We start from the raw sequence: 26,320 nt of genomic DNA on the forward strand, positions 1-26,320 counted from the left end.
TCTATGGGTTGCGAGGCAGATCGCCCTTCCGCGGCGTCGCCGCACGCAGCAGGCTCGTGAGCATGGCACCTCCCGCACCCCGCACGGCCCGCACCGCACCACCTCCCGTCGCGACGGCGAGCGCGTCCCGCCGCGCCGCGGGCTCCCGTGCGCTGCTGCCCGGGCTCGTGCTGGTCGCCGGGGCGACGGTCCTCGTGCTGCTCGGGGCGCGGCTCGTCCCGACGGTCTCCCCGCTCGTCGTCGCGCTCGTGCTCGGCGCGCTCGTCGCACCGGTCCTGGGCCGGGTGGGCAGGACCCGGCGCGGCGGAGCCACCGTCGCGGCGACCCGGCCCGGGGTCGCGTGGACGTCCCGCGTCGTCCTGCGCACCGGCGTCGTGCTGCTCGGCTTCCAGCTCTCGGTCCCCGAGGTCCTCGCGCTGGGCTGGCGCGGGCTCGTGGTCGTCACGACGACCCTCCTCGTCACCTTCACGGGCACGCTCGCCCTCGGTCGCGCGCTGCGGGTTTCGCGAGTCACCTCGCTGCTCGTCGCGACCGGGTTCTCGGTGTGCGGGGCCGCGGCGATCTCGGCGATGCAGGGCGTCGTCGCCGGTCCGGGACGCACCCCCGGGCAGGTCCGCGAGGACGACGACGGCGTCGCCGCGTCCCTCGCGCTCGTCACCGTCTACGGCACGCTCGCGATCGTCGCGCTGCCCTGGCTGGCGTCGGTGGTGGGGCTGAGCGACGACCAGGCCGGGCTCTGGATCGGCGCGAGCGTGCAGGAGGTCGCGCAGGTCGTCACGGCCGCCGGGACCATCTCGGACCCCGCCCTCGCGACCGCCACGGTCGCCAAGCTCGCGCGCGTCGCCCTCCTCGCCCCGCTCGTCACCGTCGCAGGCGTCGTCGTGGCCCGCGGGGCCCGGCGCGCGGCCGTCGCCCGGGTCGGCTCCACCGGCGCCGTCCACGGCGACGCCTCGGGGACGACGGCGCACGCGACCCCACCGCGGGTCGCGCCGGTGCCGTGGTTCGTCGTCGGGTTCGTGGCCGCGGTGGCGCTGCGCAGCCTGGGCGTCGTGCCGGCGCCCCTGCTCGCCGCGCTCGCGACCGCGACGACGCTCGCGTTCGTCGCCGCCATGTTCGCGCTCGGGCTCGGCGTGGACGTCCCGTACCTGCTGCGCACGGGGCGGCGCGCGCTCGTCCTCGGAGGCCTCTCGGCGCTCCTCGTCACGACGACGGCCCTCGTCGGCGTCCTGCTCCTCACCTGACAGGTCCCCGTCGGCGGAGGACCTGGTCACGCGAGCGAGAACCGTGGTGGCGCGAGGTAGAGCCCTGGTCACGCGAGGTAGAGCCCTGGTCATTGACCAGGGCTCTACCTCGGCGGACCAGGGCTCTACCTCGGCGTGGGGGCCTCGGCGCGGGCGTGGACGGCGATGCCGAGGGTCGCGGGCAGGTCGACCAGGGTGTGGACCACGTGCACGCCCGACGCGCGGGCCGACGTCGGGTCCTCCGGGTGCGGGCCGCCGCGGCGCGTGCCGGGTCGGTCGAGCCAGACCCCGACGAGGCCGGCCGCGAGCGCGGCGCGCGCGTCGACGTCGAGCTCGTCGCCTACGTACGCCGTGCGGGCCGGGTCGGTCCCGAGCCGGCGGCACGCCTCGGCGAACACGCGCGGGTCGGGCTTGCCGAACCCGAGCGTGTCCACCCCGACGAGCAGCGGGACGTCGGGCAGGCCCGCGGCCGCGAGCTTGCGGGTCTGCAGCTCGACGCGCGCGTTCGTCAGGGACCCCACGCGGACCCCCGCCGCGACGAGCGCGTCCACGACCGGGCGCGCGTCCTCGAACCCTGCCCACGAGGCCTCGAACGTGCCCCAGAAGAGGTCCTTCCAGTCCACGTACGCGGCGTCGTCGAGCAGCTCGCCGCCGAACGTCGCCTGGAGCTCGTTGGCCCGCGCCATGCGCTGCGCGTCGAAGTCGACCTCGCCGCGCGTGTACGCGCGGTAGTGCCCGTTGGGGTCGGAGCGCCACAGCGCGAGCACCTCGTCGTACCGGCTCTCGGGCAGGTGCGGGAGCCACACGCGCGACGCAGCGGCGATCGCCTCCGAGAACGCGGCGCGCGTGTCGACGAGCGTGTCGTCGACGTCGAACAGGACGCCCTCGACCGCCTCGGGGGCCGCCGAGACGCCGTCCGTCACAGCGCGTCCCGCAGCCGGACGAGGCGCTCCAGCGTGGAGCCCTTGCCGAGCAGCTCCATGGACTCGAACAGCGGCGGGGAGACGCGGCGGCCCGTGAGCGCGACGCGCAGCGGCGTGAACGCGAAGCGCGGCTTGACGCCCATGCCCTCGACGATCGCGTCGCGCAGGCGCTCCTCGATCGCCGCCGTGACGAACTCGCCGTCCTGCAGCACGTCGAGCGCGGCGATCGCGGCGGCGAGGACGTCCTTCGCGTCGTCGCGCAGGGCGCCGCGCGCGTCCTCCTCGACCGTGAGCGCGTCGTCGGCCGTGAAGAGGAAGCCGAGCATCCCGACCGACTCCCCGAGCAGCACCATGCGCTCCTGGACCAAGGGCGCCGCGGCGGTGAGGATCTCCTGGTTGCGCGGCGACAGGTCGGCGAACGAGTCCGCCGGGACGAGCCCGCCCGCGTGCAGGTACGGGACGAGGCGGTCGCGGAAGTCCTCGGGGGCGAGCAGGCGCACGTGCGTCGCGTTGATCGCCTCCGCCTTCTTGAGGTCGAAGCGCGCCGGGTTGGGCAGGACGTCGTGGACGTCGAACGCCTCGACCAGCTCGGTGACGGTGAAGATGTCGTGGTCCGGCGAGATGGACCAGCCGAGCAGCGCGAGGTAGTTGAGCAGGCCCTCGGGCGTGAAGCCGCGCTCGCGGTGCAGGAACAGGTTGGACTCGGGGTCGCGCTTGGAGAGCTTCTTGTTGCCCTCGCCCATGACGTACGGCAGATGACCGAACTCCGGCATCACCTGCGCGACGCCGATCTCCAGCAGCGCTCGGTACAGCGCGATCTGCCGCGGCGTGGAGGACAGCAGGTCCTCGCCGCGCAGCACGTGCGTGATGCCCATGAGCGCGTCGTCGACCGGGTTGACGAGCGTGTAGAGCGGCTGACCGTTGCCGCGCACGAGCGCGTAGTCCGGGACCGAGCCCGCCTTGAACGTGATTTCGCCGCGGACGAGGTCGGTGAACGTGATGTCCTCGTCCGGCATGCGCAGGCGCAGCACGGGCTCGCGGCCCTCGGCACGGAACGCGGCCTTCTGCTCGTCCGTGAGGGTGCGGTCGAAGTTGTCGTACCCCTTGGTCTTGACGCCCGCGGCGGCGTTGCGCGCGTCGGACTCCTCGGGGGTCGAGAACGACTCGTACACGTACCCGCCCTCGACGAGCCGCGCGATGACGTCCTGGTAGATGTCCGCGCGCTGCGACTGCCGGTACGGCTCGTGCGGGCCACCCACCTCGACGCCCTCGTCCCAGTCGAGCCCGAGCCAGCGCAGCGCGTCGAGGAGCTGCTGGTAGCTCTCCTCGCTGTCGCGCGCGGCGTCGGTGTCCTCGATGCGGAACACGAACGTGCCGCCCGTGTGCCGCGCGTAGGCCCAGTTGAACAGGGCGGTGCGGATGAGCCCGACGTGCGGCGTCCCGGTCGGGGACGGGCAGAAGCGGACGCGGACGGGCGAGGAGCCAGGTGCGGGGATCACGGTGCCCAGCGTAGTTGCCCGACGCCGTGCGTCGCCCGGGCGTCCGGCGTCACCCGCGTCGTCGTCTCAGTCCGGCGCGGCGCACGGCACGACGGCGCCCCGGCCCCCTCCGCGCACGACCGTACGACCCGGGGCGCGTCCCAGGGTCAGTGGCGTCGGACGACCGGGTTGCTCAGGACGCCGATGCCCTCGACCTCGCACTCGACGCGGTCGCCCACGTCGACCAGGCCGACGCCGGCGGGCGTGCCGGTGAGGATGACGTCGCCGGGCAGGAGGGTCATCGCCTCGGAGATGTACGACACCAGGAAGGGGACGTCGAAGATCATGTCGCTCGTGCGGCCGTCCTGCTTCACCTCGCCGTTGACGCGGCTGCGCACGCCGACGTCCTCGGGGTTCAGGTCGGTGTCGATCCACGGGCCGAGCGGGCACGCGGAGTCGAAGCCCTTGGCGCGCGCCCACTGCCCGTCGGTGCGCTGCGCGTCGCGCGCGGTGACGTCGTTCGCGACGGTGTACCCGAGCACGTACCCGGGCGCGGCCTCGGGCGAGACGTCCTTGGCGAGCCGGCCGATGACGACCGCGAGCTCGGCCTCGTAGGAGACCTCCTGCGAGAAGTCGGGCAGGACGATCGGGTCGTCCGGGCCGACGACCGAGGTGTTCGGCTTGAGGAACAGCAGCGGGCTCGTCGGGACGTCGTTGCCCATCTCCCTCGCGTGGTCCGCGTAGTTGCGGCCCACGGCGACGACCTTGGAGCGCGGGATCACCGGCGCCAGCAGCCGGACGCCGTCGCCCAGCTCGATGCGCTCGCCCGTCGGCGTGACGGGCATGTAGAGCGGGTCGCCCGTGAGGACCGCGAGGTACGTGCGGTCCCCCTCCTGCTGGACGAGGGCGTAGCGGGGGTCGTCTCCGGTGGTGAATCTCGCGATGCGCACGGGCTTAGGCTATCCGGCCTGCGCCCGCGCGACCGCGCGGGACCGTGGCGCGACCGCGCTCACGCGCGGGCGAGGACCTCGCCGTTGAGGACCGCGAACCAGCCCGCGGGCTCCTCGGCCCAGCGCAGCCAGTCCTGCGCGAGCTGTTCGAGCGCGACGTCGTCCGCGAGCGCCGACTCCTTCGCCTGCACCGCGAAGTTCGACGCGACGCAGCGCTCGGCCCAGAGCCCGCCCCACCAGGTGCGGTCGGCCGGGGTCGCGTAGCACCACGTGCTCGCGCTGGGCACGATGCCGTCGAGGTCGAACCCGGCGTCCTGGACCCAGGAGAACAGGCGACGACCGGCGTCGGCCTCGAACCCGTACGCGTGCGTGACCTCGTGGTAGAGCGTGTTCCACTCGGTCAGGCCAGGGGACTCGGGGTACCAGGTCATGGCGGCATAGTCGGCGTCGCGCACGGCGACGAGCCCGCCGGGCTTGGCGACGCGCTTCATCTCGCGCAGCGCGGCGATCGGGTCGGACAGGTGCTGGAGGAGCTGGTGCGCGTAGACGACGTCGAACGTGCCGTCGGCGAACGGCAGCTCGTACGCGTTCGCGTGCTGGAAGGTGATGTTCGCGGTGCCGCGCTGGGCGGCGAGCTCGCGCGCGCTCTCGAGGACGGCCTCGGACGCGTCGACCCCGACGACGCGTCCCCCGGCCACGCGGTCGGCGAGGTCGACGGTGACCGTCGCCGGGCCGCAGCCGACGTCGAGGACGCTCATGCCCGCGCGCAGGTGCGGCAGGAGGAACCCGGCCGAGTTCTCGGCGGTGCGCCACCGGTGCGAGCGCAGCACGGACTCGTGGTGCCCGTGCGTGTACGACTCGGACTCCTGCGCGGGGTCGCTCCCGGCCCCGGTGGGGGCGTCGGCGTGGTGCTCGGCGGCCGCGTCGGCGCCGTGGGGGGTGTGCGTCATACCCGCACCGTAGGCCGGACGTGCATCGTTCTCGACCCCGTTCTCACACTCTGGGCGCGCGGTCCGCGCGGGGTCGCACCGCCGTCCGCTCCGGCGTGGCGGCCGGGTGGGAGCGCGCCCGCGCGCGGACAATCCCCCCATGACGGCCGCGACCGGCACGACTCCCGCCCCTGGCGAACCCGCTCGCCCCTCCCCCGGGTTCGCGCGGCGGCACGCCGCCCTCCTGCTCGGCGGGCCGGGTCGAGTGGCGGGGGTCGACGTCGCGCGCGGGATCGCGGTCCTCGGGATGTTCACCGCGCACGTCGGGTACACCTCCGACGACTTCGGCGAGGTGGCCGGCTGGCTCTCGCTGTCGCACGGGCGGTCGTCGATCCTCTTCGCGCTCGTCGCCGGGGTGTCGCTCGCGATCGTCTCGGGCGGGCGCACGCCGCTCGACGGGCTGCCCGCGCTGCAGACCCGGACGCGCATCCTCGTGCGCGCCGTGATGCTCCTCGGGCTCGTGGGCCTGCTGGACCTGCTCGGCACGCGCGTGCTGCTCATCCTCGGCTTCTACGCCGCGTACTTCGTGCTCGCGCTGCCGTTCCTGCGCTGGCGCCGCCGCGACCTGCTCGTGCTGGCCGGAGCGGTCGCGGTGGTCGGGCCGGTGCTCGCGTACTGGCTCCCCGAGGTGCTCGCGCGCGCCGGGCTGCACCTGCCCGACGACGGGTCGGGAGCGCTGACCGACTTCTTCGCGTCCGGGCACTACCCCGCGGTCGTGTGGATGGCATACGTGCTGGTCGGGATCGCGATCGGACGCTCCGACCTGTCCTCGACCGCGACGCGCGTCGGGCTCGTGGGCGGCGGGCTGCTCGCCCTGGGCATCGGGTACGGGCTCTCGGCGACGATGACCGGACCCCTCGGCGGGGCACAGGCCGTCGAGGACGCCGCCGCGGCGTGGTCGAGCACGTTCCGGCCCGAACCCCTGGGCTGGTCCGACCCGTGGCCGACGAGCGCGTACCTGTGGCTCGCCGGCCCGCACACCGACACCCTGCCGGAGGTCGTGGGCTCGGGCGGGTTCGCCGTCGCGGTGCTGGGTCTGTGCCTGTTCGCGGGCCGGGTCGGGCGCTGGGTCCTGGCGCCCGTCGCGGCGGTCGGCGCGATGGCGCTCACGGTCTACTCGGCCCAGATCGTCGTGCTGTGGGCGTGGGGCGACGCGGCCTACGAGCAGACGACGAACGGTCCCCTCCTCGCCCTCGTGCTCGCCACGCTCGCGGTCGCGACCCTGTGGCGCTGGGCGCTCGGGCGGGGGCCGCTCGAACGGCTCTTCGCGGCCGTCGCGGCGCGCGCGTCCGCGGTCACGACCGCCCGCGGCGCGTCGTAGGGTCGCCGCATGACGACTGCGAACGACGGAACCGCTCCCCGCCCCGCCCTGCGCCGCCTCGGCCGGTCCGGCCTGGCCGTCTCCGCCGTCGGGCTGGGCTGCAACAACTTCGGCCGCCCGCAGACGGCGACCGAGACGCTCGACGGGACGCGCGCCGTCGTCGACGCCGCGCTCGACGCCGGGGTGACGTTCTTCGACACGGCCGACACGTACGGGGGCCGCCCCGGGCTGAGCGAGGAGCTGCTCGGCCAGGCGCTCGGGTCGCGCCGCGACGACGTCGTGGTCGCGACGAAGTTCGGCATGTCCATGCGCGGCACGGCGGGCGACGACTTCGACGCCCGCGGGTCGCGGCGCTACGTCGTGCGCGCCGTGGAGGACTCGCTGCGCCGCCTGGGCACCGACCGGATCGACCTCTACCAGTTCCACACGCCCGACCCGCGCACCCCGATCGAGGAGACGCTCGCGGCGCTCGACGACCTCGTGCGCGCGGGCAAGGTGCTCTACGTCGGGCACTCCAACCGGGCCGGATGGCAGATCGCGGAGGCGGAGTTCACCGCGCGCAGCGCCGGGACCGTGCGCTTCGTGTCCGCGCAGAACCAGTACAACCTCGTCGACCGCGCGGCCGAGCTCGAGGTGCTGCCCGCCGCGGCCGCGTACGGGCTCGGGGTGCTCCCCTACTTCCCGCTCGCGAACGGCCTGCTCACGGGCAAGTACGCGCACGGCGCGCGGCCCGACGACGGCCGCCTCGTCCGGACCAAGCCGCACCTCCTCGAGTCGGCGCCCTGGGAGGCGCTCGCGCGCCTCGGCGCGTTCTGCCAGGTGCGCGGCATCACCGAGGTCCAGGTCGCGTTCGGGTGGCTCCTGTCGCGCCCGCAGGTGTCGAGCGTCATCGCCGGCGCGACGAAGCCCGAGCAGGTGCGGCAGAACGCCGCGGCCGGGGCCTGGGCGCCCACGGCCGAGGACCTGGCCGAGCTCGACGAGATCTTCCCGCCGCTCGGGAAGGTCGCGCCCTACTGACGCACCCCGGCCCGGCCTGGCCGCCGACCCTCTGGTCCGTCGTCGACCAGCGGCCTACCGTGGAGGCATGGCCTCGTGGGAGGACGTCGCGCGGATCGTGGCGGTGCTGCCGGACACGGACCTCAAGGGTCCGCGGCAGTGGACCGTGCACGGCAAGCTGTTCGTCTGGGAGCGGCCGCTGCGCACGAGGGACCTCGACGAGCTCGGCGACGCCGCACCCGCCGAGCCGCCCGTCGCGTTCCGCGTCGCCGACGAGGGCGAGAAGGCGGCCCTGCTCGGCGACGACCCCGCCGTCTTCCTCACGACGAGCCACTTCGACGGGTACCCGATCGTCCTCGCGCGGCTCGACCAGGTCGCCGTGCCGGAGCTCGAGGAGCTGCTGCAGGACGCCTGGCTCGCGCGCGCCCCGAAGCGCCTCGCGCAGGAGTACCTCGACCGCACGGAGTGACGCACGGCGCACCGCCCCGCGCGCGGGTCACCAGGAGAACACGGCCACCGCGTAGTTCGCCCAGGTCGGTTCGACCCCGACGACGACGTCCTCCGGGTCGTACACGTTGTAGACGAGGTCCCACTCGGCGCTCGTCCCCCGGGCGATCGTGTCCGGCTCGTCGAGCAGGACCTCGGGCGCGTAGTCGTAGACCGTGCGAGCGACGAGGCCGCCCGACACGGGCTGCAGCTCGAGCCCGTCCGGGTCGATCTCCTGCCCGGTGCCGTTGGTGACCCGCACGCGGAGGCGGACCGCGTGCGGGTAGTCGTCCTCCCGCTTGGTGGCGTCCTCGGTCGGGGTGTACGGCTGCGGGGCGGACACCGCGACCACCAGTCCGTCCGCGTAGCGCACCGACTCCCCGTACCAGACCCGGTCCGAGGCAGCGCCGATCTCGGGCCCCTCGTCGTAGCCGCCGCCGAACGGGTACCCGCGCAGCGAGCTGCCAGGACCGTAACCCGGACCGCCGGCCGTCATGACGTCGACCGTCACCCACGCGGTGAGCACCACGGTGCCCGCCAGGAGCGCGACGAGCGCGCGCGTCGCGCCCACCACGCCGCGCGTGCCGCGCCACCACACGACCGCGCCCACCGCGACCACCGCGGCACCCGCGACCGCGTAGAGGCCCCCGACGTGCGCCCAGCCGCGCCGCGCCGTCACCGCCTCGGTGGCGAGCACGGCGACGACGAGGAGGACGCCGAGCGTCGCCGCCACGAGCGCGGCCGTCGTCCACGACCAGCGCCTGCGGTGGCCGGAGCCCGTAGCGGGCTCCCCCGACCCGCCGTCCGTCCCGGCGTGCGGATCGCCACCCGGGGCCGGGCCTGGTGCCGCAGCAGGTGTCGACGCACTCGTCGGGGCGGGTCCGGCCTCGGGCGCGGTCCCCCAGGCCGGCGCGCGGCGCTCGCCAGGGTCGCTGCTCACGGTGAGCCCTTCGGGTGGTTCGGGTCGTCGTGTCGCGGAGCGGGCAGGGTCGTCATCCGAGCGCTGCGAGCACCCCGCCGGAGAAGGCGGAGTCGTGGAGCTCGATGCTGACCGGCGCACCGTCGAGGGGCACGTCGAAGACGACGCGCGGCGAGATCGAGTTGCCCGGGTTCACGGGCTCGATCCACGACTGGACGTCGTCGCCGAGGTAGAGCCCCGCGACGTCGTCCGCCGAGTACTCCTGGCCCGCCGCGTTCACCGTGTACTGGTTGCTCCCGAAGAACGTCTGCGCGGAGTCGCCCACGTTCGTGACGGTCAGGGACACGATGCAGTACTGACCCTGCGGTGTCTCGGAGAAGTAGTCGTCACCCACGCGCATGACCCCGCACTCCATCCCGCCGACGACGAACTCGAAGTCCCCGTCACGGACCGGCGTGCCGACGGCCGGCAGCGCCGGAGTCACCGGCTCCTCGACCGGGAGCGGCTGCGACGCCGCCGGATCGTCGCCCGGCGTCTCCGCGCCGTCAGACGTCACGACGTCGGGCTCCGGAGTCGTCGTCGCGCTCTCGGCGGTGTCGACCCAGGTGACCTCGGCGGGCTGCATCGCGGCGTAGGCGACCGTCGACACGATCGACCCCAGTCCCGCGACGAGACCGAGGCACAGTCCTGCGATCGCCGTGCCGGTCCCTCGGGGCACCCGACCCGCGCGGACGAGCCCGGCGATGCCCAGTCCGATGGCGACGAGGGCGAGGATCCCGGCCACGACGTTGACCACGGGCACGAGGCACAGGAGCAGCGCGACGATCCCGACGACGAGCGCCGCGACCGCGGACCCGTTACCGGCCGGCGGCCGCGGCGGCGGCCCGCTGCTCGGCGCGAACCCCGCCCCGTAGGGAGCAGACGGGTGCGCGGCCTGGGCCGGCCACGTCGGGGCCGGCCCACCGTGCCCCGGCACTCCTGGGCCCGCGCCGGGTGCGGTCGGGGGCGGCGGAGCGAAGGAGCTCGGGTGCTGGGCTCCCTGGTCTCCCCACGTCGGGTAGGTCACGTCGTTTCTCCGCTCTCGTGCCAAGCCGGTCCGGCACCGTGCCGGACCGGGACCGCAGGGTGGATCAGTACGCGCTCGCCTGCGTGACCTCGAACGTGGCCGTCTTCATGGCCTCGAGGTTCTCGGCGTCGATGACGTCGAAGATCTCGACGGTCTCCGAGGCGCCCGGCTCCAGGGTCTCGGAGTAGGCCCAGTCGCTCTCGATCACCGTGCCGTCGGCGGCGACCGCGTCGACGTCGATGTCGAACGTGAGGGGCTCGTCGGACGTGTTGGTGAACGTCACCGGCAGCGCGGACTCGACCCAGCCGTACTCGTCGGCCGTGCCCTCGAAGGTTCCGAACTCGACGCCGAGGTCGTTGGCGAGGACGTCCTCCGTCGCCTCGCCGAACGCCCGGTCAGAGTCCTCCTGGATCTCGGACAGCGTCTGCTCGTACTGCGTCGAGGCCTCGTTCGCCGCGACGACGAAGACCACCCACATGAGGATCGTCGCGAGGACGGACAGCACGCCGAGGACGATCGCCGTGATCGAGAAGCCCTTGCCCGACCTGCCCTGCTTCACCTGGGACAGCCCGACGAACCCGAGCACGACGCCCGTGATGCCGAGCAGCGCGGCGAAGATGTTGACGAACGGGATCCAGCTCCCGAGGAAGCCCAGGATCGCGAGGACGAACCCGACGATCGCGATCGTGCTCGTCGACGGGGCGGGCGCGGTGTACGCCGAGTAGCCGTTCCCGTAGGGGCTGCCGTACGGCTGCTGCGCCGGGTCGCCGTAGGGCTGGCCGTACGCCTGCTGCGCGGGGTCCGGGTACGGCTGCGGGTACGGCTGCTGCGCGGCGTCGCCGTACGGCTGGCCGTACCCGGTCGGCTGGCCGTACGCCTGCTGCTGGTCCGCGCCGTACGCGGGCGCCTGGCCCGCACCGTAGGGAGCCTGCTCGGGCGCCGCGCCGTAGCCCGGGGCGGCGTACGCGTCGTCCGCCGAGCCGTACGGCTGCGTCGGCGCCTCGCCCTGCGGCGCCCAGGCGTCGTGCGACGGCGCCTGCTGCGCGGGGTCCGCGCCGTGCGGGCGGTAGGGGTCGAACTGGTACGGGTCCTGCGGTGCCGTGGGCGGCTGCGACATGGTGCTCCTCCGCGGCCTCGCCGCGCGTATCGGTCGTTCGGGTGGCGGGTCGACGGTGGTCGGCCGCGCGGACGCGCCGGGTCTTCACAGCACGTTCACGAGCATTCTTCCCGGTCCTGCCCACATCGGGAAAATGCCCGCCCGGGTGAAACGCGTCTCGTCGGCGGGCTCGTCGGCGACCCCCGGCGCTCTCGTACCCTGGAACCGTGCCCCCGACCGCCACCGCGACCGCCTCGACGACCCCCGTCGCCGCACCCGTCGTGCTCGTGGCCGAGGACTGGACGGCGCGCGAGCGCGCCCACGCGGAGCGCGCCGACGCGTTCACCGCCGGGTGGCGGGAGCGCAAGCCGCTCGGCGAGAAGCACGCGATCGAGGACTTCCTCTTCACCTACTACCCCACGCGCCCGGCGCAGCTCCGCCGTTGGCACCCGGGCCCCGGCGTCGTGCTCGCCCGGCCGACGGGCCACGTGCGCGCCCCCGGCACCGCACCCCGGCCCGACGACGAGCCCGCCGACCCGTACGCGGCGCGCGCCGCGTGGCGGTGGTACCGCGAGACGCCGGAGGGCCTGACGCTCGACGCCGACGCGTTCGTCGCCGACCGCGGCGACACCGTGCGCTACCTGCGCGCCCTGCTCGCCGCCACCGCCTCGCGGCCCGGCCGGTTCGGGTGCTTCGGGCTGCACGAGTGGGCGATGGTCTACCGCGACCGGGCCACCGGCCGGGACCACCGCCACCCGCTCCCGCTCCGCCTCGGGCACGCCGGCACCGACCGCGTCGTCGAGTCCCACCCGGTGCAGTGCTCGCACTTCGACGCGTTCCGCTTCTTCACGCCCGAGGCCGGCCCGCTCAACCGCCTGCAGCCGACGCGCGAGACCCAGCCCGCCCTGGAGCAGCCCGGGTGCCTCCACGCGACCATGGACCTCTACAAGTGGGCCCTCAAGCTCACCCCCGCCGTCCCCGGCGACCTCGTGCTCGACTGCTTCGAGCTCGCGCGCGACGTCCGCGTCGTCGACATGCAGGCGTCGCCCTACGACGTGTCGTCGTACGGGCTCGACCCCGTCGCGATCGAGACGCCCGAGGGCAAGGCCGAGTACGTGCGCCACCAGCGCGAGTTCGCCGAGCGCGGTGCGGTGCTGCGCGAGCGCCTGCTCGCCGCGTGCGAGGCGCTCCTCGACTGTGCCCAGCCCGAGCCCGAGCCCGAGCCCGCACCGGCGCCCGAGGTCAGTGCGACAGCATCCCGCTGACGAGGCAGCGCCAGGTCACGAGCCCGACCACGCCGTCGACGGCGACCTCCGGAAAGCCCGCGTGCAGCGCGTCCTGGAAGCCGCGCACCCACGCCTCGGTGCGGGGGCCGAGCTGCCCGTCGATGGTGAGCACCGGGTCGGGTCCGCCGGACAGGTCCCGCGCGACGGCCTCGCGCTGCACCGCGCGCACGGCCTCGCCGACGCTCCCCCGGCGCACCACCACGACGAGCGCCGCCCACGTCGCCGCGCCCGCGACGCCGTCGACGTCGAGGCCAGCCACGTCCTGGAAGGCGCGGACGGCGCCCTCGGTGCGCGGCCCGAGCAGCCCGTCGACCGCGAGCTCGTGCCCGCGGTGGCGCAGCAGGTGCTGGAGCGTCTGGACCGGGTGCCCGTTCGCGCCGCGGCGCACGCGGGGCCAGGTCGGCAGTGTCGTGAGGACGGTCGTCATCGTCGTTCCCTCCGTCGTCGCAGGACCGGCAGGGTGCTCCCGCCGTCGGGGTCCCGCGCCCCCGTCCGGAGGGAGTGCGGCGGCCCGGCTCCTGATGCGTCGGCCGGCGTCGTGCGAGGATCGCGCGCATGACCCGTCCCCCGCTCGCCGCCGTCCCGACCGGCCACGTCGTCGTGCCCGACGCCGTCCGCGCGCTCGCGGGCGACGACGTCCTCACTCCCATGTGGCGCAACGAGCTCGGCGGCCTGACCTTCCGGCTCGACGGTGCCGACGGCACCCGGTTCGCCAAGTGGGTCGCGGCCGGGACGCCCGAGATCGACCTCCCGGGCGAGGCGGCGCGTCTCGCCTGGATCGGCGACCGCGCCCCGGTCCCGCGCGTCCTCGCCCAGGGCTCCGACGACGACGGCGCCTGGCTCGTCACGCGCGCCGTCCCAGGACGGTCGGCGGTCGAGCCGCGCTGGGTCGCGGACCCGGCGACCGCCGCGCTCGCGATCGGGCGGGGGCTGCGCGCGCTGCACGACGCGCTGCCCGTCGCCTCGTGCCCGTTCACGTGGGCCGTCGAGGACCGCGTGGCGAACGCCGACGCGCGCCTGGCCCGCGGAGACGGCCCGGACGGGTGGTTCCCGGAGCACCGCGGCCTGGGCGTCGCGGCAGCACGTGCCCGGCTCGGAGCGGCCCCGGCCGTCGACCGTCTCGTCGTGTGCCACGGCGACGCGTGCGTGCCGAACACGCTCCTGCACGACGACGGCTCGTTCGCCGCGCACGTCGACCTCGGCTCGCTCGGGGTCGCGGACCGCTGGGCCGACCTCGCCGTCGCGGCCTGGAGCACGGAGTGGAACTACGGCCCGGGGTACGATGGCCACGTCTACGCGGGCTACGGCGTCGACCCGGACCCCGAGCGCATCGCCTACTACCGGCTGCTCTGGGACCTCTCCTGACGACCCAGACCCCACCGCGAGGGTCTGGCGCAGGAGCTCACCATGGTCCGAGAGCCGGGCCCCTCCTCCAGGACACGTCGGTGGTCGAGGTCCCCGAGGGATCTCGGTTCGCCGACCGGAGCTTCACGCCGGAGGACGGCAACGGCAACTTCGTGCTCCTCGTCGAGGGCCCCGACCTCACCACGGCGCACGTGGGGGTGTCGAGCGTCCCGAGCTGACGGGCGTCAGCGGCGCGGCTGGTGCGCCGCGACGCCCTGCTCGGCCTGCTCGGCGGTCTCCGCGATCCGGCGCGCACGGGTCTCCGGTCGCTTCGCCTCGACGATCCAGCCGAGGATCGAGCGTCGGACGCCCGGCGTGAACGTGTCGAAGCGCTCGCGGGCACCGGGTCGCTCGGCGAGCGCCGCGGCGAGGTCGTCGGGCACCACGAGGGCCTCGGCGTCGTCGTGCCGCGTCCACGACCCGTCGGCCTTCGCCGCATCCACGACGGCGCGGCCGGCGTCGGTCATGCGCCCGTCCGCCTCGACGCGCGCGACGCGCTCCTTGCTGAGCCGGGTCCAGCGGCTGCCGCGCCGGCGGCGCGTGAACCAGAGCGCGTGCCGGTCGGCGTCGACCGTCGCGGCCTGGCCGTCGATCCAGCCGTAGGACAGCGCCTCCTCGATCCACGGCTCGTACCCGTAGGTCGCGCGACCGCTCTCGCGGCGCCAGGTGAGCAGCCACACCCCCGGCTCCGGGTCGTCGTGGTGCGCGGCGAGCCACGCGCGCCACTCCTGCGGCGTCTCCGCGTGCGTCGCCGGCTTGCCCTGGTACTCCTCGGTCACTGCGCCTCCGTCGTCGGTGGGGGCACCAGCGTGCCCGAGACGTCGACGGGACGCCAGGCAGCTTGTCGACCGGGAGACCTGGTCCGGAGGCGCCCGGGACGTGACCCGGGAGGCTCGTCCCGCTGTGTCGCAGGCTGCCTCCCGGGTCGGTGCGTCAGCCGCAGGCCGGGACGACGACGTCCCGCGTGACCGCCTGGGTCGTGCCGCCCGGACCGGTCGCCGTGACGGTCACGGGCACGTCCGCCCCCGTCTCCATGTCCCGCACCGCGAACGACTGGTACGCGTTCGCGCCGGCGGCCACCGCGGCGAAGGTCCTCTCCCCCGCGCCGGTCACGAGCGCGACGGCGAGCACGCCGTCGGACAGGTTGCGGGCGCGGACCGCGACGTAGGGCGCGCCGGCGAGGCAGCGCGCGGACGTCTCGACGTCGACGAGCGGCGCCGTCGGCTCGCCGACGACCTCGCCGTCCACGGTGAGCGTGCCGTCGGCGTTCACGACGACGTCCGCCGCCATGGCGGACGCGAGGTCGAGGCGCTGCCACTCGGCCTCGCCCGCGACGTCGAGCGCGTAGCCCGAGTCGAGCGCGGTCGCGGCGAGCACGAGGCGGCGCTGGTCGCCCGTGAGGTCGGGGAACGCCGTGCGCAGCAGGTCCTCGGCGCCGGCGGGCACCTGGACCTCCCGGCCCGCCTCCCCGACGCGCGGGAACCCGTACGTGAGGCGCTGGTCGTAGACCGCGAGCGCCTGGTCCGTGGGGAGGTAGGGCACCTGGTCCTGCGCGCACACCGCGATCTCGTCGCCGCACGCTCGCTCCAGCACGGTGACGAGCTCGGTCCGGGCCTGCTCGAGGAGCACGCGGAACGCGGGGTCGGACCACCGGAGCTGCGCGATGTTCTGCCCGGTCATGCGGCCGCCCATGACGTCGAGCGGGTAGTGGAAGCCGGTGACCAGGCGGTTGTCGCCGTACTCGGACGCCCGCGCGAGGATCTGCGGCGCGAGCTCCGGCAGGAGCGTGGCGAGCACGGTGCCCTGCGCGTAGCCGTGGTTGGTGTGCCCGCTGGGGAACGAGCCGTTGGTGCGCAGCCCCTCGTAGCTGCCGGAGGACTCGAACGCGTTGACGTGACCGCCGGCGGACGTGAAGCCGAGGCGGACGAACGGGCGCTTGTAGTCGTACGCGGCCTTGGCGGGCTCGTGGTTGCCGACCGACTTCTCGACGCGCCCGGACAGCAGGGCCTTCGTCTTGGGGAGCCGGCCGTCGGCGAGCGCGTCGCGGTAGATCGGCCCGAGCTCGCTGCCGAGCGCGTCCGCCATGGTCTCGTAGGCGGAGCCCCGCCCGTCGGTCAGGGCACGCTGCACCTGCAGGTCCCCGGCGACGTAGGCGTTGTTGCGCGCGAGCGAGCCGAGGTCGTTGGCGCTCGTGGGCTGGCCGGGCTCGTTGGGCGAGAGGATCTCCGGGTGGTTCGCGCGCAGGTCGGCGAACCCGCGCAGCATCCAGGTGAACCAGTCCTGCCCGGTCGGGGCCGACGGCGTCGCGTCGGACGCGTAGGTCCGGTCGAGGACGTCCTGCGGGAACGGCATCGACGGGTCGTCGGTCGTGGAGAGCGCGAGGGAGAAGAAGACGTCCGAGCTCGTCGCGTTGCACTGGTGGATCTCCACCGCGATCGTGTTCTCGCCCGGGACGAGCACGTCGGCGGGGACGACGAGCGTCTCGCGCAGCGGCGCGGTCGCGCCGGCCTTGTCCTGGTACTGCAGGTTTCGGGTGATCATCGAGTCGCCCCACCCGGCGACGCGCTCGCCGTTGACGTACACGGTGGCGGAGTCGTCGTAGACGAGCGTCCCGCGCAGGCCGGTGATCTCGTCGAGCGTCGCCTCGTCGAGGGTCACGGTCGTGCGGAAGAAGTAGGCGGGCACGACGACCTTGGGCGTCTGCGTGATCCAGTAGTCGAGCAGGGTCGTGATGGTGTGGCCGCCGCCGATGCCGCTCGCGGTCCCGTTGACCGCGCCGAAGCCCGGCCGGCCGGTCTTCCACGCCGCGTCGTCGAACGCCGGGTCGGCCCACACGGTCCGGTCCGCGTTCCCCGCAGCGGGGTCGGTGTTGTCGTCCAGGTAGCGCCAGGTCGTGCCGGCGCCGACCACCTCGGTCGGCGTGAATCCCTCGGCGGCGCGCGCTGCGGGCGCCTGGAGCGCCGCGGCGAGCACGAGCGCGAGCGTCGTCAGCGCTGCCAGCAGGGCGAGCGGCGCGGTGGTCCGGCGGTCGCGGGCTCGCGGGGCCGGGTACGTCGTCGTACCGGTCATGGGTCGTCCCTCTCGTCGATGTCGGTGTCGGTCTGCGTGCGTGCACGACGGCGGTGCGGGCCCGGTCCTGCCGGCCCCGCACCGCCGTCGGTCAGGAGCAGGACACGGCGTCGTACGCGGCCGTGACCTGCTGGGGCTCGCCGTCGGGCGTCGTCACGGTGACCGTGACGTCGCCCGCCTCGACGGCGGCGGCCCGGGTGGCGAACGACTGGTACGCGTTCGACCCGGGCGCGACGACGCCGAAGAGCTTCGAGCCGTACGGGGTCGCGAGCTCGACCGCGACGGGCTGCTCGCCGGTGTTGAGCGCGCGCACCGCGACGAACGCCTTGCCGCCGAGGCAGCGCGCCTGCGCCGTGACCTCGACCTGCGGCGCGGGGACGGCCCCCGTCGCGTCGGTCGCGACCGCGAACACGTGGAACCGCGTGTTGCGCGGCAGGGTGAGGCTCGTGAGCACCTTGCCGTCGGGCACGGCGACGGGCGCCGTCGCGTAGAGCCCGCAGCCGAACGCGTCCGTCCCGGTCCCGTTGCCCCGTGCGCCCGGCTTGGCGACGAGGATGTTGCCCGGCTCGGGCGAGCCCGTGCACCAGTCGCTCAGGGCGACCTGGACGGTCTGGCTCGTCCCGTCCGCGAACCCGAGGACGAGGTCGCCGCGCTGGGTGCCGTGCGTCGCCGTCCCGACGACCGAGAGCGTGCGCGCGGCACGCTGCGCCTCGGGCACCTCGAGCACCTGGCCGTCCGCCGCGACGTTGTCGGGCTCGCCCGCGGGCGGGGCGCCGAGCAGGTACGTCAGGTCGGTGCCCGGGACGGTCAGCTCGAGGCCCTGGACCACGCCGAGGTCCGCGAGCAGGTCGCGCAGGAGGTACGCGCCCGAGCCGTCGAGGTTCGCGTTGGCCGCGCCGGGGTCGCCGATGCCGACGTTGTCGAAGGCGTCGGCGATCCACGACTCCCCGGACACGACGACCGAGACCTCGCGGACCGCCTCGATCCCCGCGGCGTCGCGCACGACGAGCCGCACCGTGTGGGTCCCCGGCTCGGCGTCGGCGGGTGCGTCGATCGTCACCGTGCCCTCGACCGTGGCCGGCAGGCCGTCGGACTCGGCGGTCCAGTCCGCCAGGTCGGTCGTCGCGGTCACCGCGCCGTCGGACGTCACCTCGAGCGTGCCGCTCGTCGTCCCCGCGCCCTGCGCGACGACCTGGACCGCGACCTCCGTCCGCCCGCCCGGGGCGACGACCGGCTGCCGCGGCGTCGCGCCGACGAACAGGCGCTCGACCGTGCCGTCCGCGGGCACGACGGCGCCCGGCGAGACCGCGGGGTCGGTCGCCCACGCGGACGGCGCGGTGCCGACGGTCACGTCGAGCGTGCCCGCCGCGGTGAGCTCGTCGCCCGTGACCCAGGCGCGGTCCAGCGGCTCGCCGCCGAGCGACACGGACTGCGTGTAGTGCGCGTCGGGCGCGACGCCGTCGGCCGTGAGGTGCAGCGCGTCGCGACCGAAGACCTCCGGGTCGAGCGTGATCGTCACGTCGTCGAACAGCGGGGTCGTGAGGCCCCAGAGGTCGGTGCCCGGCACGATCGGGTACACGCCGATCGACGACAGCACGTGCCACGCGGACATCGTGCCGAGGTCGTCGTTGCCCGTGACGCCGTCCGGGCCGTCGGTGAAGAGCGTCGCCGCGGCGCGCACGACGTCCGTCGTCTTCCACGGCTGGCCCGTCCACAGGTAGACGTACGGCGCGTGGAGGTTCGGCTCGTTGTTCGGGTTGTAGGTCTCCCAGCCGTAGTAGTCGTACGTGCCGTTGACCCACACCTCGCTCGCGACGCGCGCGGGGTCGGCGACGAGCTCGTCGTACGCGAAGAACGCGTCCAGGCGGTCGACTGCGGCGTCGGTGCCGCCCATGAGGTCGAACAGGCCGGGGACGTCCTGGGGCACGAGCCACTGGTACTGCACCGCCGTGCCCTCGTGGAACCCGTCGGAGTGCGCGGGGTCCGCATCACCCACGAAGAAGCCGTCGGCGTTGCGCGCCCGGAAGTTGCCCGTGCGCGGGTCGAACACGTTGCGGTATCCCTGGCCGCGGGCGGCGTAGCGGTCGGCGTCCTCGTCGTGGCCGAGGCCGCGGGCCATCGTCGAGAGCATGGCGTCGGCGAAGGCGTACTCCATGGTCGCCGAGGCGCCGTGCTGGAGGTCGTAGTCCCCCGGCTTGCCCGAGCGCGCCGGCTCGTGCGGGACGAACCCGTCGCGCAGGTACTCGACGTTCGCCGCGCGCCCGTTGAAGGGCGAGTCGGCGGGCGGGACGCCGTCGGCGTTCTCCCTCAGGACCGCGTACGCCTCCTCCTCGTGGCCCGCGAGCAGGCCCTGGCGCCAGGCGCTGACGAGGAACGGCGTCGCCGGGTCGCCGGTCATGATGTTCGTCTCGACCGTGCCGTACCCCCAGCGCGGGAGCCACCCGCCCTGCTGGCCCTGGCGCACGAGCGAGAGCGCCATGTCGGCCGACTCGTCGGGCGCGAGCAGGTACAGGAGCTGCTGCTGGGTGCGGTACGTGTCCCAGAGCGAGTAGTTCTGGTAGTAGGTGAAGTCCGGTTCCGCGGCGTGGACCTCCTGGTCCCAGCCGCGGTAGCGCCCGTCGACGTCGGAGCCGACGTTCGGCGCGAGGAAGCTGCGGTAGAGCGAGGAGTAGAAGGTGCGCAGGTCGTCCGGGTCGCCCTGCGCGACCCGCACCAGGCCGAGGCGCTCCTCCCAGGCCGAGCGCGCGGCGTCGTGCACGGCGTCGAAGGTGCCGGTCTCTGCGGCGAGGTTCGCCGCGGCGCCGTCGGCGCCCACGTAGCTCATCGCGGTGACGGCCTCGACGTCGAGGTCGCCGCCGGTCGTGTCGAACGTGACGTACGCGCCGCGACGGCCCTCGCCGCCGGACGCGGCGTCCGAGCCCGCGGTGACGGTCGAGCCGTCCCACGTGCCGTGCGCGACGAAGGGGCGGTCGAAGGTCGTGCGGGTCCAGATCGTCTGCGGCTCGGTGTCCTGGCAGAAGCCGCGGACGGTGATGCGTGTCTCGACCGTGCGGTCGTCGACGACGCGCACGTCGGACTCCGTGACCCGGTTGAGCGCCTGGCCCGCGTTGAGCAGGACGTTGGCCTGCGCCGTCGCGGGGAAGGTGTACCGCTGGACGCCCGTGCGCGCGGTCGCGGTGAGCTCGGCCTCGATCGTGCCGGCTGCCGCCTGGAGACCCACGCGGTAGTACCCGGGCGAGGCCTCCTCGTCGTCGTGCGAGAAGCCGAGCGCGTACTGGCCGTAGTCGGTCGAGGTGATGGCGCCCGTCGTCGGCAGGGTCGGGAGGGGACCGCCGAGGCCGCAGCCGACGCCGGAGAGGTGCACGAGCGAGAACCCGCGGACCGACATGCGGTCGTAGTCGTACCCGACGTTGTGCCCGTTGTCCGGGGAGAGCTGCACCATGCCGAAGGGGACGGCGGCGCCCGGGTAGGTGTTGCCGTCGTCCTTGGTCCCGATGAACGGGTTGACGTAGTCGACCAGCGGGCCCTCGACGGCGGCAGCGGCGGCGTCGGACCTCGTCGCTGCCTCCGTCCCGGTGGTGGTCGTGGGCGATGCAAGCCCCGGCGACGCGGACGCGGCCAGCGGGAGCGCGAGGCTCGCCGCAGTAGTCAGGGCGACGACCGCGCCCGCGCGACGCCGACGCGCGCCGCGACGCCGCGGGCGAGAGCGTGACGGTCCGGTACGTCCCGGGAATGGTTCGCGATCGGTGTCGACAGCGCTGTCTGCCCGCATGCGGTGCTCCCCTTGGTCCCACGGCGGCGTGGGGTCGGTGGTCGTCGATGACTCGGAGGCCGGGACCGGCCTCGACGCCGGTCCCGCGCCATACCCTCGCACACGCTGACAGCGCTATCAACCCCCGTGGGTCGATCCACCCGTTCTGCCGAACCCGGGGTCGTTCCCCAGTTCGACGGCGAACCGGGGAACGACCCCGGGTTCGGCACCGCCCGGTCCGCGTCGGCCCCGGGACCGGCGCGACCGGGCTGCCGACGACCCCGGCGCTCCGCACCTGACAGACTCGTCCCGTGACCACCACGACCGGCCGCACCCCGGCTCTCCTCGCGCACGTGCCCGCACCGACGGGCAAGGCCCCCGACCCGGACGCGCTCTACGAGGGGTTCACCACGTGGGCGACCGAGCAGGGCCTCGAGCTGTACCCGCACCAGAGCGAGGCGCTCATCGAGCTGGTCACCGGCTCGCACGTCATCCTCTCGACGCCCACCGGCTCGGGGAAGTCGCTCGTCGCGATGGGCGCGCAGTTCGCGGCGCTCGCCGCGCACCGCTCGGGCCGCGGCGGCCGGACGTACTACACCGCGCCGCTCAAGGCGCTCGTCAGCGAGAAGTTCTTCGCGCTCGTCGCGGCGTTCGGGTCCAAGAACGTCGGCATGACGACGGGCGACTCCGCCGTGAACCCCGACGCCCCGATCATCTGCTGCACGGCGGAGATCCTCGCGAACATCGCGCTGCGCCGCGGCGGCGGTGACGGTGTCGCCGCCGGACCTGTCGACGAGGACGCGATCTCCCAGGTCGTCATGGACGAGTTCCACTTCTACGCCGACCCGCAGCGCGGCTGGGCGTGGCAGGTGCCGCTGCTCGAGCTGCCGAACACCCAGTTCCTGCTCATGTCCGCGACGCTCGGCGACACGACCCGGTTCGTCGAGGAGCTCGAGGAGCGCACCGACCGGCCCGTCGCCGAGGTGACCACGGCCCAGCGGCCGGTCCCCCTGCACTTCAGCTACGTCGTCGAGCCGCTGACCGAGGTCATCGAGGAGCTCGTCAGCACGCGCCGCGCGCCCGTGTACGTCGTGCACTTCACGCAGAAGGACGCGGTCGAGCGCGCGCAGTCGCTGCTGTCCATGAACGTCGCGACGAAGTCCGAGAAGGAGGCGATCGCGGCCGAGCTCGGCGACTTCCGCTTCGGCACCGGGTTCGGCAAGACGCTGAGCAAGTTCCTGCGCCACGGCGTCGGCGTGCACCACGCGGGCATGCTCCCCAAGTACCGGCGCGTCGTCGAGCGCCTCACGCAGGCGGGCCTGCTCAAGGTCGTGTGCGGCACGGACACGCTCGGCGTCGGCATCAACGTGCCGATCCGCACCGTGCTGCTCACGAGCCTCGTGAAGTTCGACGGCGAGCGCATGCGCCACCTCACGGCGCGCGAGTTCCACCAGATCGCGGGGCGCGCGGGCCGCGCCGGCTACGACACCGTGGGCGAGGTCCTCGTCATGGCGCCCGACCACGTCATCGAGAACCGCAAGATGCTCGCCAAGGCCGGCGACGACCCCAAGAAGCTCAAGAAGATCGTCCGCAAGAAGGCGCCGCAGGGCTCGGTCAACTGGACCGACGCGACGTTCGAGCGCCTGCGCGACGCGGAGCCCGAGCCGCTGACGAGCCACTTCACCGTCACGCACGCCATGGTGCTCAACGTCCTCGCGCGCACCGCCCAGCACGGCCGCGGCGGGCACGTCGACGCGTCCGACCCGCGCCGCGACCCGGTCGAGGCCATGCGGCACCTGCTCCTCGCGAACCACGACACCGACACCCAGCGCCGCGAGCACGTGCGCCAGACGTTCCGCATCTACCGCTCGCTGCGGGTCGCGGGGATCGTCGAGCGCGTGCGCGTGCCCGACCCGTCGCGCCCCGCGGGCTACCGCCCGAGCGTGCGCCTCGTCGGCGACCTGCCGCGCGAGTTCGCGCTCAACCAGCCGCTCTCGCCGTTCGCGCTCGCGGCCCTGGACCTGCTCGACGTCGAGGGCGCGACCCACGCGCTCGACGTCGTCTCCGTCATCGAGGCGACGCTCGACGACCCGCGCCAGGTGCTCTACGCCCAGCAGAACGCCGCCAAGGGCGAGGCCGTCGCCGCGATGAAGGCCGAGGGGTACGAGTACGAGGAGCGCATGGCGCTGCTCGAGGAGATCACGTGGCCCCAGCCCCTCGAGGAGCTGCTGGCGCCCGCGTTCGCCATGTACAAGCGGTCCAACCCGTGGGTCGCGGACGCCGAGCTCTCCCCCAAGTCCGTGGTCCGCGACATGGTCGAGCGCGCCATGACGTTCGCCGAGTTCGTGTCCGTCTACGGGCTCGAGCGCACCGAGGGCGTCGTGCTGCGCTACCTCGCGGACGCCTACCGCGCCCTGCGCCAGGTGGTCCCCGAGGAGCACCGCACCGAGGAGGTCCAGGAGATCGTCGAGTGGCTCGGCGAGCTCGTCCGCGGCGTCGACTCGTCGCTCCTCGACGAGTGGGAGCGCCTCGCCCACCCGGTCGACGACGACGCGGACACCGAGGTGGGCGACGGCCCGCTCTCGGGCGCGGGGGCCGAGGCGCCGACCCGGCCGGTCACGGGCAACCCGCGCTCGTTCCGGCGCCTCGTGCGCAACGCGCTGTTCCGCCGCGTCGAGCTCGCGTCCCGCGAGGACTACCGCGCGCTCGGCGCGCTCGACGGCGGCGCGGGCTGGGACGCGGACGCGTGGGGCGACGCGCTCGACCCGCTCTTCGAGGACCAGGGCGACGACGCGATCGGCATCGGGCCCGGGGCCCGCTCCGCGGCGCTGTTCCGCGTCGTCGAGGCGGGCGCCGAGCTGCCGGCCGGCCACGAGGGCCCGACGGCGGAGCACGCCCCGGGCGGCGTCGTCCCCGCGGGCACGTGGCTCGTGCGGCAGGTGCTCGACGACCCGGCGGGCGACCACGACTGGGCGATCACGGCGAGCGTCGACCTCGCGGCGAGCGACGAGGCGGGCGAGCCGGTCGTGACCGTGCTGGCCGTCGGGCCCCTGTAGACCGGTGCCGCGACGAGCGCCGCGGCCGGGCGGCACGGGGTCGGGTACCACCACCAGCCGGGCGTCGCGGGCCGGGTGCACCGGCCGCGCGCCGCGGGTCGGGGCGCCGCCGGGCCCGGCCGCTCAGTCGACGGGGAGCAGCCCGCGCTCGGCGAAGACCTGCTTGGCCACGGCCGTCGCGTTGAGCGCCCGCGGGAACCCGCAGTAGACGGCGGCCTGCAGGAGCGCCTCGACGATCTCCTGCGGCGTCAGCCCGACGTCGAGCGCGGTGCGGACGTGGATCTCGAGCTGCGGCTCGCACCCGCCGAGGGCGCTGAGCATCCCGAGGGTGACGAGCTGCCGGTCGCGCGGCTCCAGGTGCGGCCGCGCGTAGATCTCGCCGTACGCCCAGGCCGAGATCTGGTGCTCGAGCTCGGGCGAGACGCCCGCGAGCGCCTCGGCGATCGCGGCGGGCGCCGTCTCGTTGACGGCGCCGAACACCGCCTGCCCGTGCTCGTAGCGCTCCGCGCGCGTGGTCGGTCGGTCGGTCGTGGAGTTCCCCTGCGTCACGCCGAGCAGCGTAGGGGACGGGACGTGACCTGCGCCGACGGTCTCACCCCCGGCGAGCGGTGCGGTCAGACGGCCTCGCGCCGCCGGTCGAACCGCTCCGGCAGGTGGACGAAGCCCGCGGCGACGTACGTGGCGACGCCCCCGACGTTGGACGCCGGCGTCGCGACGAGCGCGCTCGACGCGCCCAGCGCGCGGAGCGCCGCCAGGCCGGCGAGGGTGACTGCCCGGCCCAGGCCCCGACGACGGTGGTCGGCGTGCACCCCCATCGGCTCGATCAGCCCGGGACGTCCCGGGCCGGCGGACCACACCGCGATCACCGCTGCCGCGGGCTCGTGACCGGCGCGGGCCGGGTCGTCGGGGACCGGCGCGCCGTCGTGCACGAGGAGACACCGCGCGTCGCCGTACGGGAGCCCGGTCGCCAGGGCGTGCCAGCGCTCCGGCGCGGCCCGCGTCCCGCCGAACGACGAGCGCAGCGCCTCGGCCCACGCGGCGGCCTCCGACGGCCCGACCTCGCGCGCCCGGACCCCCGAGTCCTCCACCGGCGCGGCCAGGTCGCGGCGCAGGAGCGCCCACCGCTCGTCGACGCGCCAGCCCGCCGCGGCCAGGTGCTCGTCCACGAGGGCACCCACCGGTGCCTCGACCGACGCTCCGCCCGGCCCCAGCACGCCCCGCTCGGGTCGCCCGGCGTCCTCGGCGAGGCGGCGCGCGAGCTCGTCGTCGCGCTGCAGGTCCGGCGCGATCCCCAGGCGGAGCAGGTCGGGGCCGTCGAGCAGCCCGACGGCGACCACTCGTCCGTCGCGGCGCCACGTCCGCAGCGCGGCGGCGGTCGCCGGAGCGCCGAACCGCCAGTACCAGCCCACGTCGCCGGGATGGAGCTGCAGCGGCGCAGCGTCGTCCTGCCACGAGCGGAGCACGTCGACGACCTCGCCCAGCTCGTCGACCCCGAGGGTGCGCGTCTCGATCGTCACAGGTCGATCAGACACCACGACGCGGGCGCCGGTCGCACCCTTTTCGCCGGGCCGCGCCGCCTCAGCCGTCCGCGGGACGCAGGTCGAGGCGCATGACCCGGCGTCGCGTCGTCGGGCGCGCCACCTCCACCAGGCCCGCCGCACGGAACGCCTGGACGCTGCCGACCGAGTTCTCTCCCCAGGTGATCGGTGCGCCGGCCGGGTCGAGGATCGGGTACCCCTCGACCGCCGTCGCGCCGTGCTCGCGCGCGTACCCGACGGCGGCCCGCGCGAGGTCGTACGTCAGCCCCAGCCCGCGGAAGCCCGCGCGCACCACGAAGCACGCGACGGCCCACACGCCCGCGTCGTCCTTGTCCTGCGCGTCGCCCGCCGCACGCCCCGTCCACGGGACCGGGCTCCCCCGCAGGCGCCGGTAGGTCGGGCGCGGTCCGACCGCGACCCAGCCCGCGGGCTCGCCGTCGAGGAACGCGACGAGGCCGCTCGTGGTCGGCGCTCCCGGGTCGTCGCAGCTCGTCTGCTCGTGCAGGAGCCGGGCCCGCTCCTCGGGCGGCGTCCGGTACCAGACGCGGTCGCCGAGCACCTGGCGCTGGCACCAGCACGTCGCGGGATAGCCGCGCTCGCCGAACACGGTCGCGAGCTCGTCCCACGTCACCGTGCTGGCCGGGCGCACGACGACGGCCCCGGTCGCCCCGGGGAGCGTCGTGCCGCGCGTCGCCACGTCCCGACGCTACGCCGACGCCGCGCTCCCCGCTCCCGGTCGCGGCGCGCGCGC

22 protein-coding genes are annotated in these 26,320 nt (G+C 74.8%); 8 read left to right on the plus strand and 14 right to left on the minus strand.

What is annotated here, in order from left to right:
• Positions 1–62: 62 nt before the first annotated feature.
• Complete coding sequence (locus NHH00_RS04630) at positions 63–1,241, plus strand: YeiH family protein (protein ID WP_253050538.1); 1,179 nt, start codon at positions 63–65, stop codon at positions 1,239–1,241.
• Between the two features lie 125 nt (positions 1,242–1,366).
• Here the strand turns inward: NHH00_RS04630 and NHH00_RS04635 are convergent, their stop codons facing one another.
• From NHH00_RS04635 to NHH00_RS04650, 4 genes are all read right to left on the minus strand, one after another.
• Complete coding sequence (locus tag NHH00_RS04635; protein ID WP_253050540.1) at positions 1,367–2,164, minus strand: HAD family hydrolase; 798 nt, start codon at positions 2,162–2,164, stop codon at positions 1,367–1,369.
• Complete coding sequence (gene gltX, locus NHH00_RS04640) at positions 2,161–3,663, minus strand: glutamate--tRNA ligase (protein WP_253050542.1); 1,503 nt, start codon at positions 3,661–3,663, stop codon at positions 2,161–2,163. The genes NHH00_RS04635 and gltX overlap by 4 nt, the downstream gene beginning before the upstream one ends.
• A gap of 146 nt (positions 3,664–3,809) precedes the next feature.
• Positions 3,810–4,592, minus strand: coding sequence for a fumarylacetoacetate hydrolase family protein (locus tag NHH00_RS04645; protein ID WP_253050544.1), 783 nt, complete (start codon positions 4,590–4,592; stop codon positions 3,810–3,812).
• A gap of 59 nt (positions 4,593–4,651) precedes the next feature.
• Positions 4,652–5,542 (minus strand): methyltransferase domain-containing protein, encoded by an 891-nt coding sequence (locus tag NHH00_RS04650; RefSeq protein WP_253050546.1) that lies wholly within the window; start codon positions 5,540–5,542, stop codon positions 4,652–4,654.
• A 139-nt stretch (positions 5,543–5,681) separates the two neighbouring features.
• Here NHH00_RS04650 and NHH00_RS04655 point away from each other — a divergent pair, with 139 nt between their 5' ends.
• From NHH00_RS04655 to NHH00_RS04665, 3 genes are all read left to right on the plus strand, one after another.
• Positions 5,682–6,902, plus strand: a complete 1,221-nt coding sequence (locus NHH00_RS04655) for a heparan-alpha-glucosaminide N-acetyltransferase domain-containing protein (protein ID WP_253050548.1) — start codon at positions 5,682–5,684, stop codon at positions 6,900–6,902.
• Between the two features lie 9 nt (positions 6,903–6,911).
• Positions 6,912–7,919, plus strand: coding sequence for an aldo/keto reductase (locus NHH00_RS04660; protein WP_253050550.1), 1,008 nt, complete (start codon positions 6,912–6,914; stop codon positions 7,917–7,919).
• Between the two features lie 67 nt (positions 7,920–7,986).
• Positions 7,987–8,367 (plus strand): MmcQ/YjbR family DNA-binding protein, encoded by a 381-nt coding sequence (locus tag NHH00_RS04665; RefSeq protein WP_253050552.1) that lies wholly within the window; start codon positions 7,987–7,989, stop codon positions 8,365–8,367.
• A 27-nt stretch (positions 8,368–8,394) separates the two neighbouring features.
• Here NHH00_RS04665 and NHH00_RS04670 read toward each other — a convergent pair whose 3' ends face one another.
• From NHH00_RS04670 to NHH00_RS04680, 3 genes are all read right to left on the minus strand, one after another.
• A complete protein-coding gene (locus tag NHH00_RS04670) occupies positions 8,395–9,324 on the minus strand; it encodes a hypothetical protein (protein WP_253050554.1) in 930 nt (309 codons plus the stop codon).
• A 52-nt stretch (positions 9,325–9,376) separates the two neighbouring features.
• Entirely contained in the window at positions 9,377–10,369 is a 993-nt protein-coding gene (locus NHH00_RS20965) for a DUF4190 domain-containing protein (protein ID WP_253050556.1), read from the minus strand.
• A gap of 64 nt (positions 10,370–10,433) precedes the next feature.
• The gene (locus NHH00_RS04680; RefSeq protein WP_253050558.1) at positions 10,434–11,486 is read right to left on the minus strand and encodes a DUF4190 domain-containing protein; all 1,053 of its coding nucleotides are present in this window, start codon (positions 11,484–11,486) and stop codon (positions 10,434–10,436) included.
• Positions 11,487–11,692: 206 nt separating this feature from the next.
• On the opposite strand from NHH00_RS04680, the gene NHH00_RS04685 reads away from it, so the two are divergent.
• Entirely contained in the window at positions 11,693–12,730 is a 1,038-nt protein-coding gene (locus NHH00_RS04685) for a 3-methyladenine DNA glycosylase (RefSeq protein ID WP_374614184.1), read from the plus strand.
• On the opposite strand, the gene NHH00_RS04690 is transcribed toward NHH00_RS04685, so the two are convergent.
• Complete coding sequence (locus NHH00_RS04690; protein WP_253050560.1) at positions 12,708–13,178, minus strand: peptidoglycan-binding domain-containing protein; 471 nt, start codon at positions 13,176–13,178, stop codon at positions 12,708–12,710. The genes NHH00_RS04685 and NHH00_RS04690 overlap by 23 nt on opposite strands.
• Before the next feature lie 128 nt (positions 13,179–13,306).
• On the opposite strand from NHH00_RS04690, the gene NHH00_RS04695 reads away from it, so the two are divergent.
• Entirely contained in the window at positions 13,307–14,116 is an 810-nt protein-coding gene (locus NHH00_RS04695; protein WP_253050562.1) for an aminoglycoside 3'-phosphotransferase, read from the plus strand.
• 80 nt (positions 14,117–14,196) lie between these two features.
• Positions 14,197–14,334, plus strand: coding sequence for a hypothetical protein (locus NHH00_RS04700; RefSeq protein WP_253050564.1), 138 nt, complete (start codon positions 14,197–14,199; stop codon positions 14,332–14,334).
• Between the two features lie 6 nt (positions 14,335–14,340).
• Here NHH00_RS04700 and NHH00_RS20970 read toward each other — a convergent pair whose 3' ends face one another.
• The 3 genes from NHH00_RS20970 to NHH00_RS04715 form a co-directional block, all read right to left on the minus strand.
• Complete coding sequence (locus NHH00_RS20970) at positions 14,341–14,934, minus strand: YdeI/OmpD-associated family protein (protein WP_253050565.1); 594 nt, start codon at positions 14,932–14,934, stop codon at positions 14,341–14,343.
• 154 nt (positions 14,935–15,088) lie between these two features.
• A complete protein-coding gene (locus tag NHH00_RS04710; protein ID WP_253050566.1) occupies positions 15,089–17,224 on the minus strand; it encodes an acid phosphatase in 2,136 nt (711 codons plus the stop codon).
• A 91-nt stretch (positions 17,225–17,315) separates the two neighbouring features.
• On the minus strand, positions 17,316–20,996 hold the full coding sequence (locus NHH00_RS04715) for a GH92 family glycosyl hydrolase (protein WP_253050567.1): 3,681 nt from the start codon (positions 20,994–20,996) through the stop codon (positions 17,316–17,318).
• A gap of 290 nt (positions 20,997–21,286) precedes the next feature.
• Here NHH00_RS04715 and NHH00_RS04720 point away from each other — a divergent pair, with 290 nt between their 5' ends.
• Positions 21,287–24,031 (plus strand): DEAD/DEAH box helicase, encoded by a 2,745-nt coding sequence (locus NHH00_RS04720; protein WP_253050569.1) that lies wholly within the window; start codon positions 21,287–21,289, stop codon positions 24,029–24,031.
• Between the two features lie 123 nt (positions 24,032–24,154).
• Here NHH00_RS04720 and NHH00_RS04725 read toward each other — a convergent pair whose 3' ends face one another.
• The 3 genes from NHH00_RS04725 to NHH00_RS04735 all read right to left on the minus strand — a co-directional run bounded on the left by NHH00_RS04725 (position 24,155) and on the right by NHH00_RS04735 (position 26,266).
• Positions 24,155–24,580, minus strand: a complete 426-nt coding sequence (locus tag NHH00_RS04725) for a carboxymuconolactone decarboxylase family protein (protein WP_253050572.1) — start codon at positions 24,578–24,580, stop codon at positions 24,155–24,157.
• A gap of 65 nt (positions 24,581–24,645) precedes the next feature.
• Complete coding sequence (locus tag NHH00_RS04730; RefSeq protein WP_253050574.1) at positions 24,646–25,548, minus strand: GNAT family N-acetyltransferase; 903 nt, start codon at positions 25,546–25,548, stop codon at positions 24,646–24,648.
• A 61-nt stretch (positions 25,549–25,609) separates the two neighbouring features.
• Positions 25,610–26,266, minus strand: a complete 657-nt coding sequence (locus NHH00_RS04735) for a GNAT family N-acetyltransferase (RefSeq protein ID WP_253050576.1) — start codon at positions 26,264–26,266, stop codon at positions 25,610–25,612.
• Positions 26,267–26,320 lie beyond the last annotated feature (54 nt).

This window comes from Cellulosimicrobium cellulans, from assembly GCF_024124905.1.
Taxonomy (GTDB): domain Bacteria; phylum Actinomycetota; class Actinomycetes; order Actinomycetales; family Cellulomonadaceae; genus Cellulosimicrobium; species Cellulosimicrobium cellulans_G.

What these genes read in the sequence shown, in the direction of transcription:
- NHH00_RS04630 (WP_253050538.1), top strand. Translation starts at nt 63, where the DNA reads ATGGCACCTCCCGCACCCCGCACGGCCCGCACCGCACCACCTCCCGTC.
- NHH00_RS04650 (WP_253050546.1), bottom strand. Translation starts at nt 5,542, where the DNA reads ATGACGCACACCCCCCACGGCGCCGACGCGGCCGCCGAGCACCACGCC.
- NHH00_RS04655 (WP_253050548.1), top strand. Translation starts at nt 5,682, where the DNA reads ATGACGGCCGCGACCGGCACGACTCCCGCCCCTGGCGAACCCGCTCGC.
- NHH00_RS04660 (WP_253050550.1), top strand. Translation starts at nt 6,912, where the DNA reads ATGACGACTGCGAACGACGGAACCGCTCCCCGCCCCGCCCTGCGCCGC.
- NHH00_RS04665 (WP_253050552.1), top strand. Translation starts at nt 7,987, where the DNA reads ATGGCCTCGTGGGAGGACGTCGCGCGGATCGTGGCGGTGCTGCCGGAC.
- NHH00_RS04680 (WP_253050558.1), bottom strand. Translation starts at nt 11,486, where the DNA reads ATGTCGCAGCCGCCCACGGCACCGCAGGACCCGTACCAGTTCGACCCC.
- NHH00_RS04690 (WP_253050560.1), bottom strand. Translation starts at nt 13,178, where the DNA reads ATGACGACCGTCCTCACGACACTGCCGACCTGGCCCCGCGTGCGCCGC.
- NHH00_RS04695 (WP_253050562.1), top strand. Translation starts at nt 13,307, where the DNA reads ATGACCCGTCCCCCGCTCGCCGCCGTCCCGACCGGCCACGTCGTCGTG.
- NHH00_RS04710 (WP_253050566.1), bottom strand. Translation starts at nt 17,224, where the DNA reads ATGACCGGTACGACGACGTACCCGGCCCCGCGAGCCCGCGACCGCCGG.
- NHH00_RS04715 (WP_253050567.1), bottom strand. Translation starts at nt 20,996, where the DNA reads ATGCGGGCAGACAGCGCTGTCGACACCGATCGCGAACCATTCCCGGGA.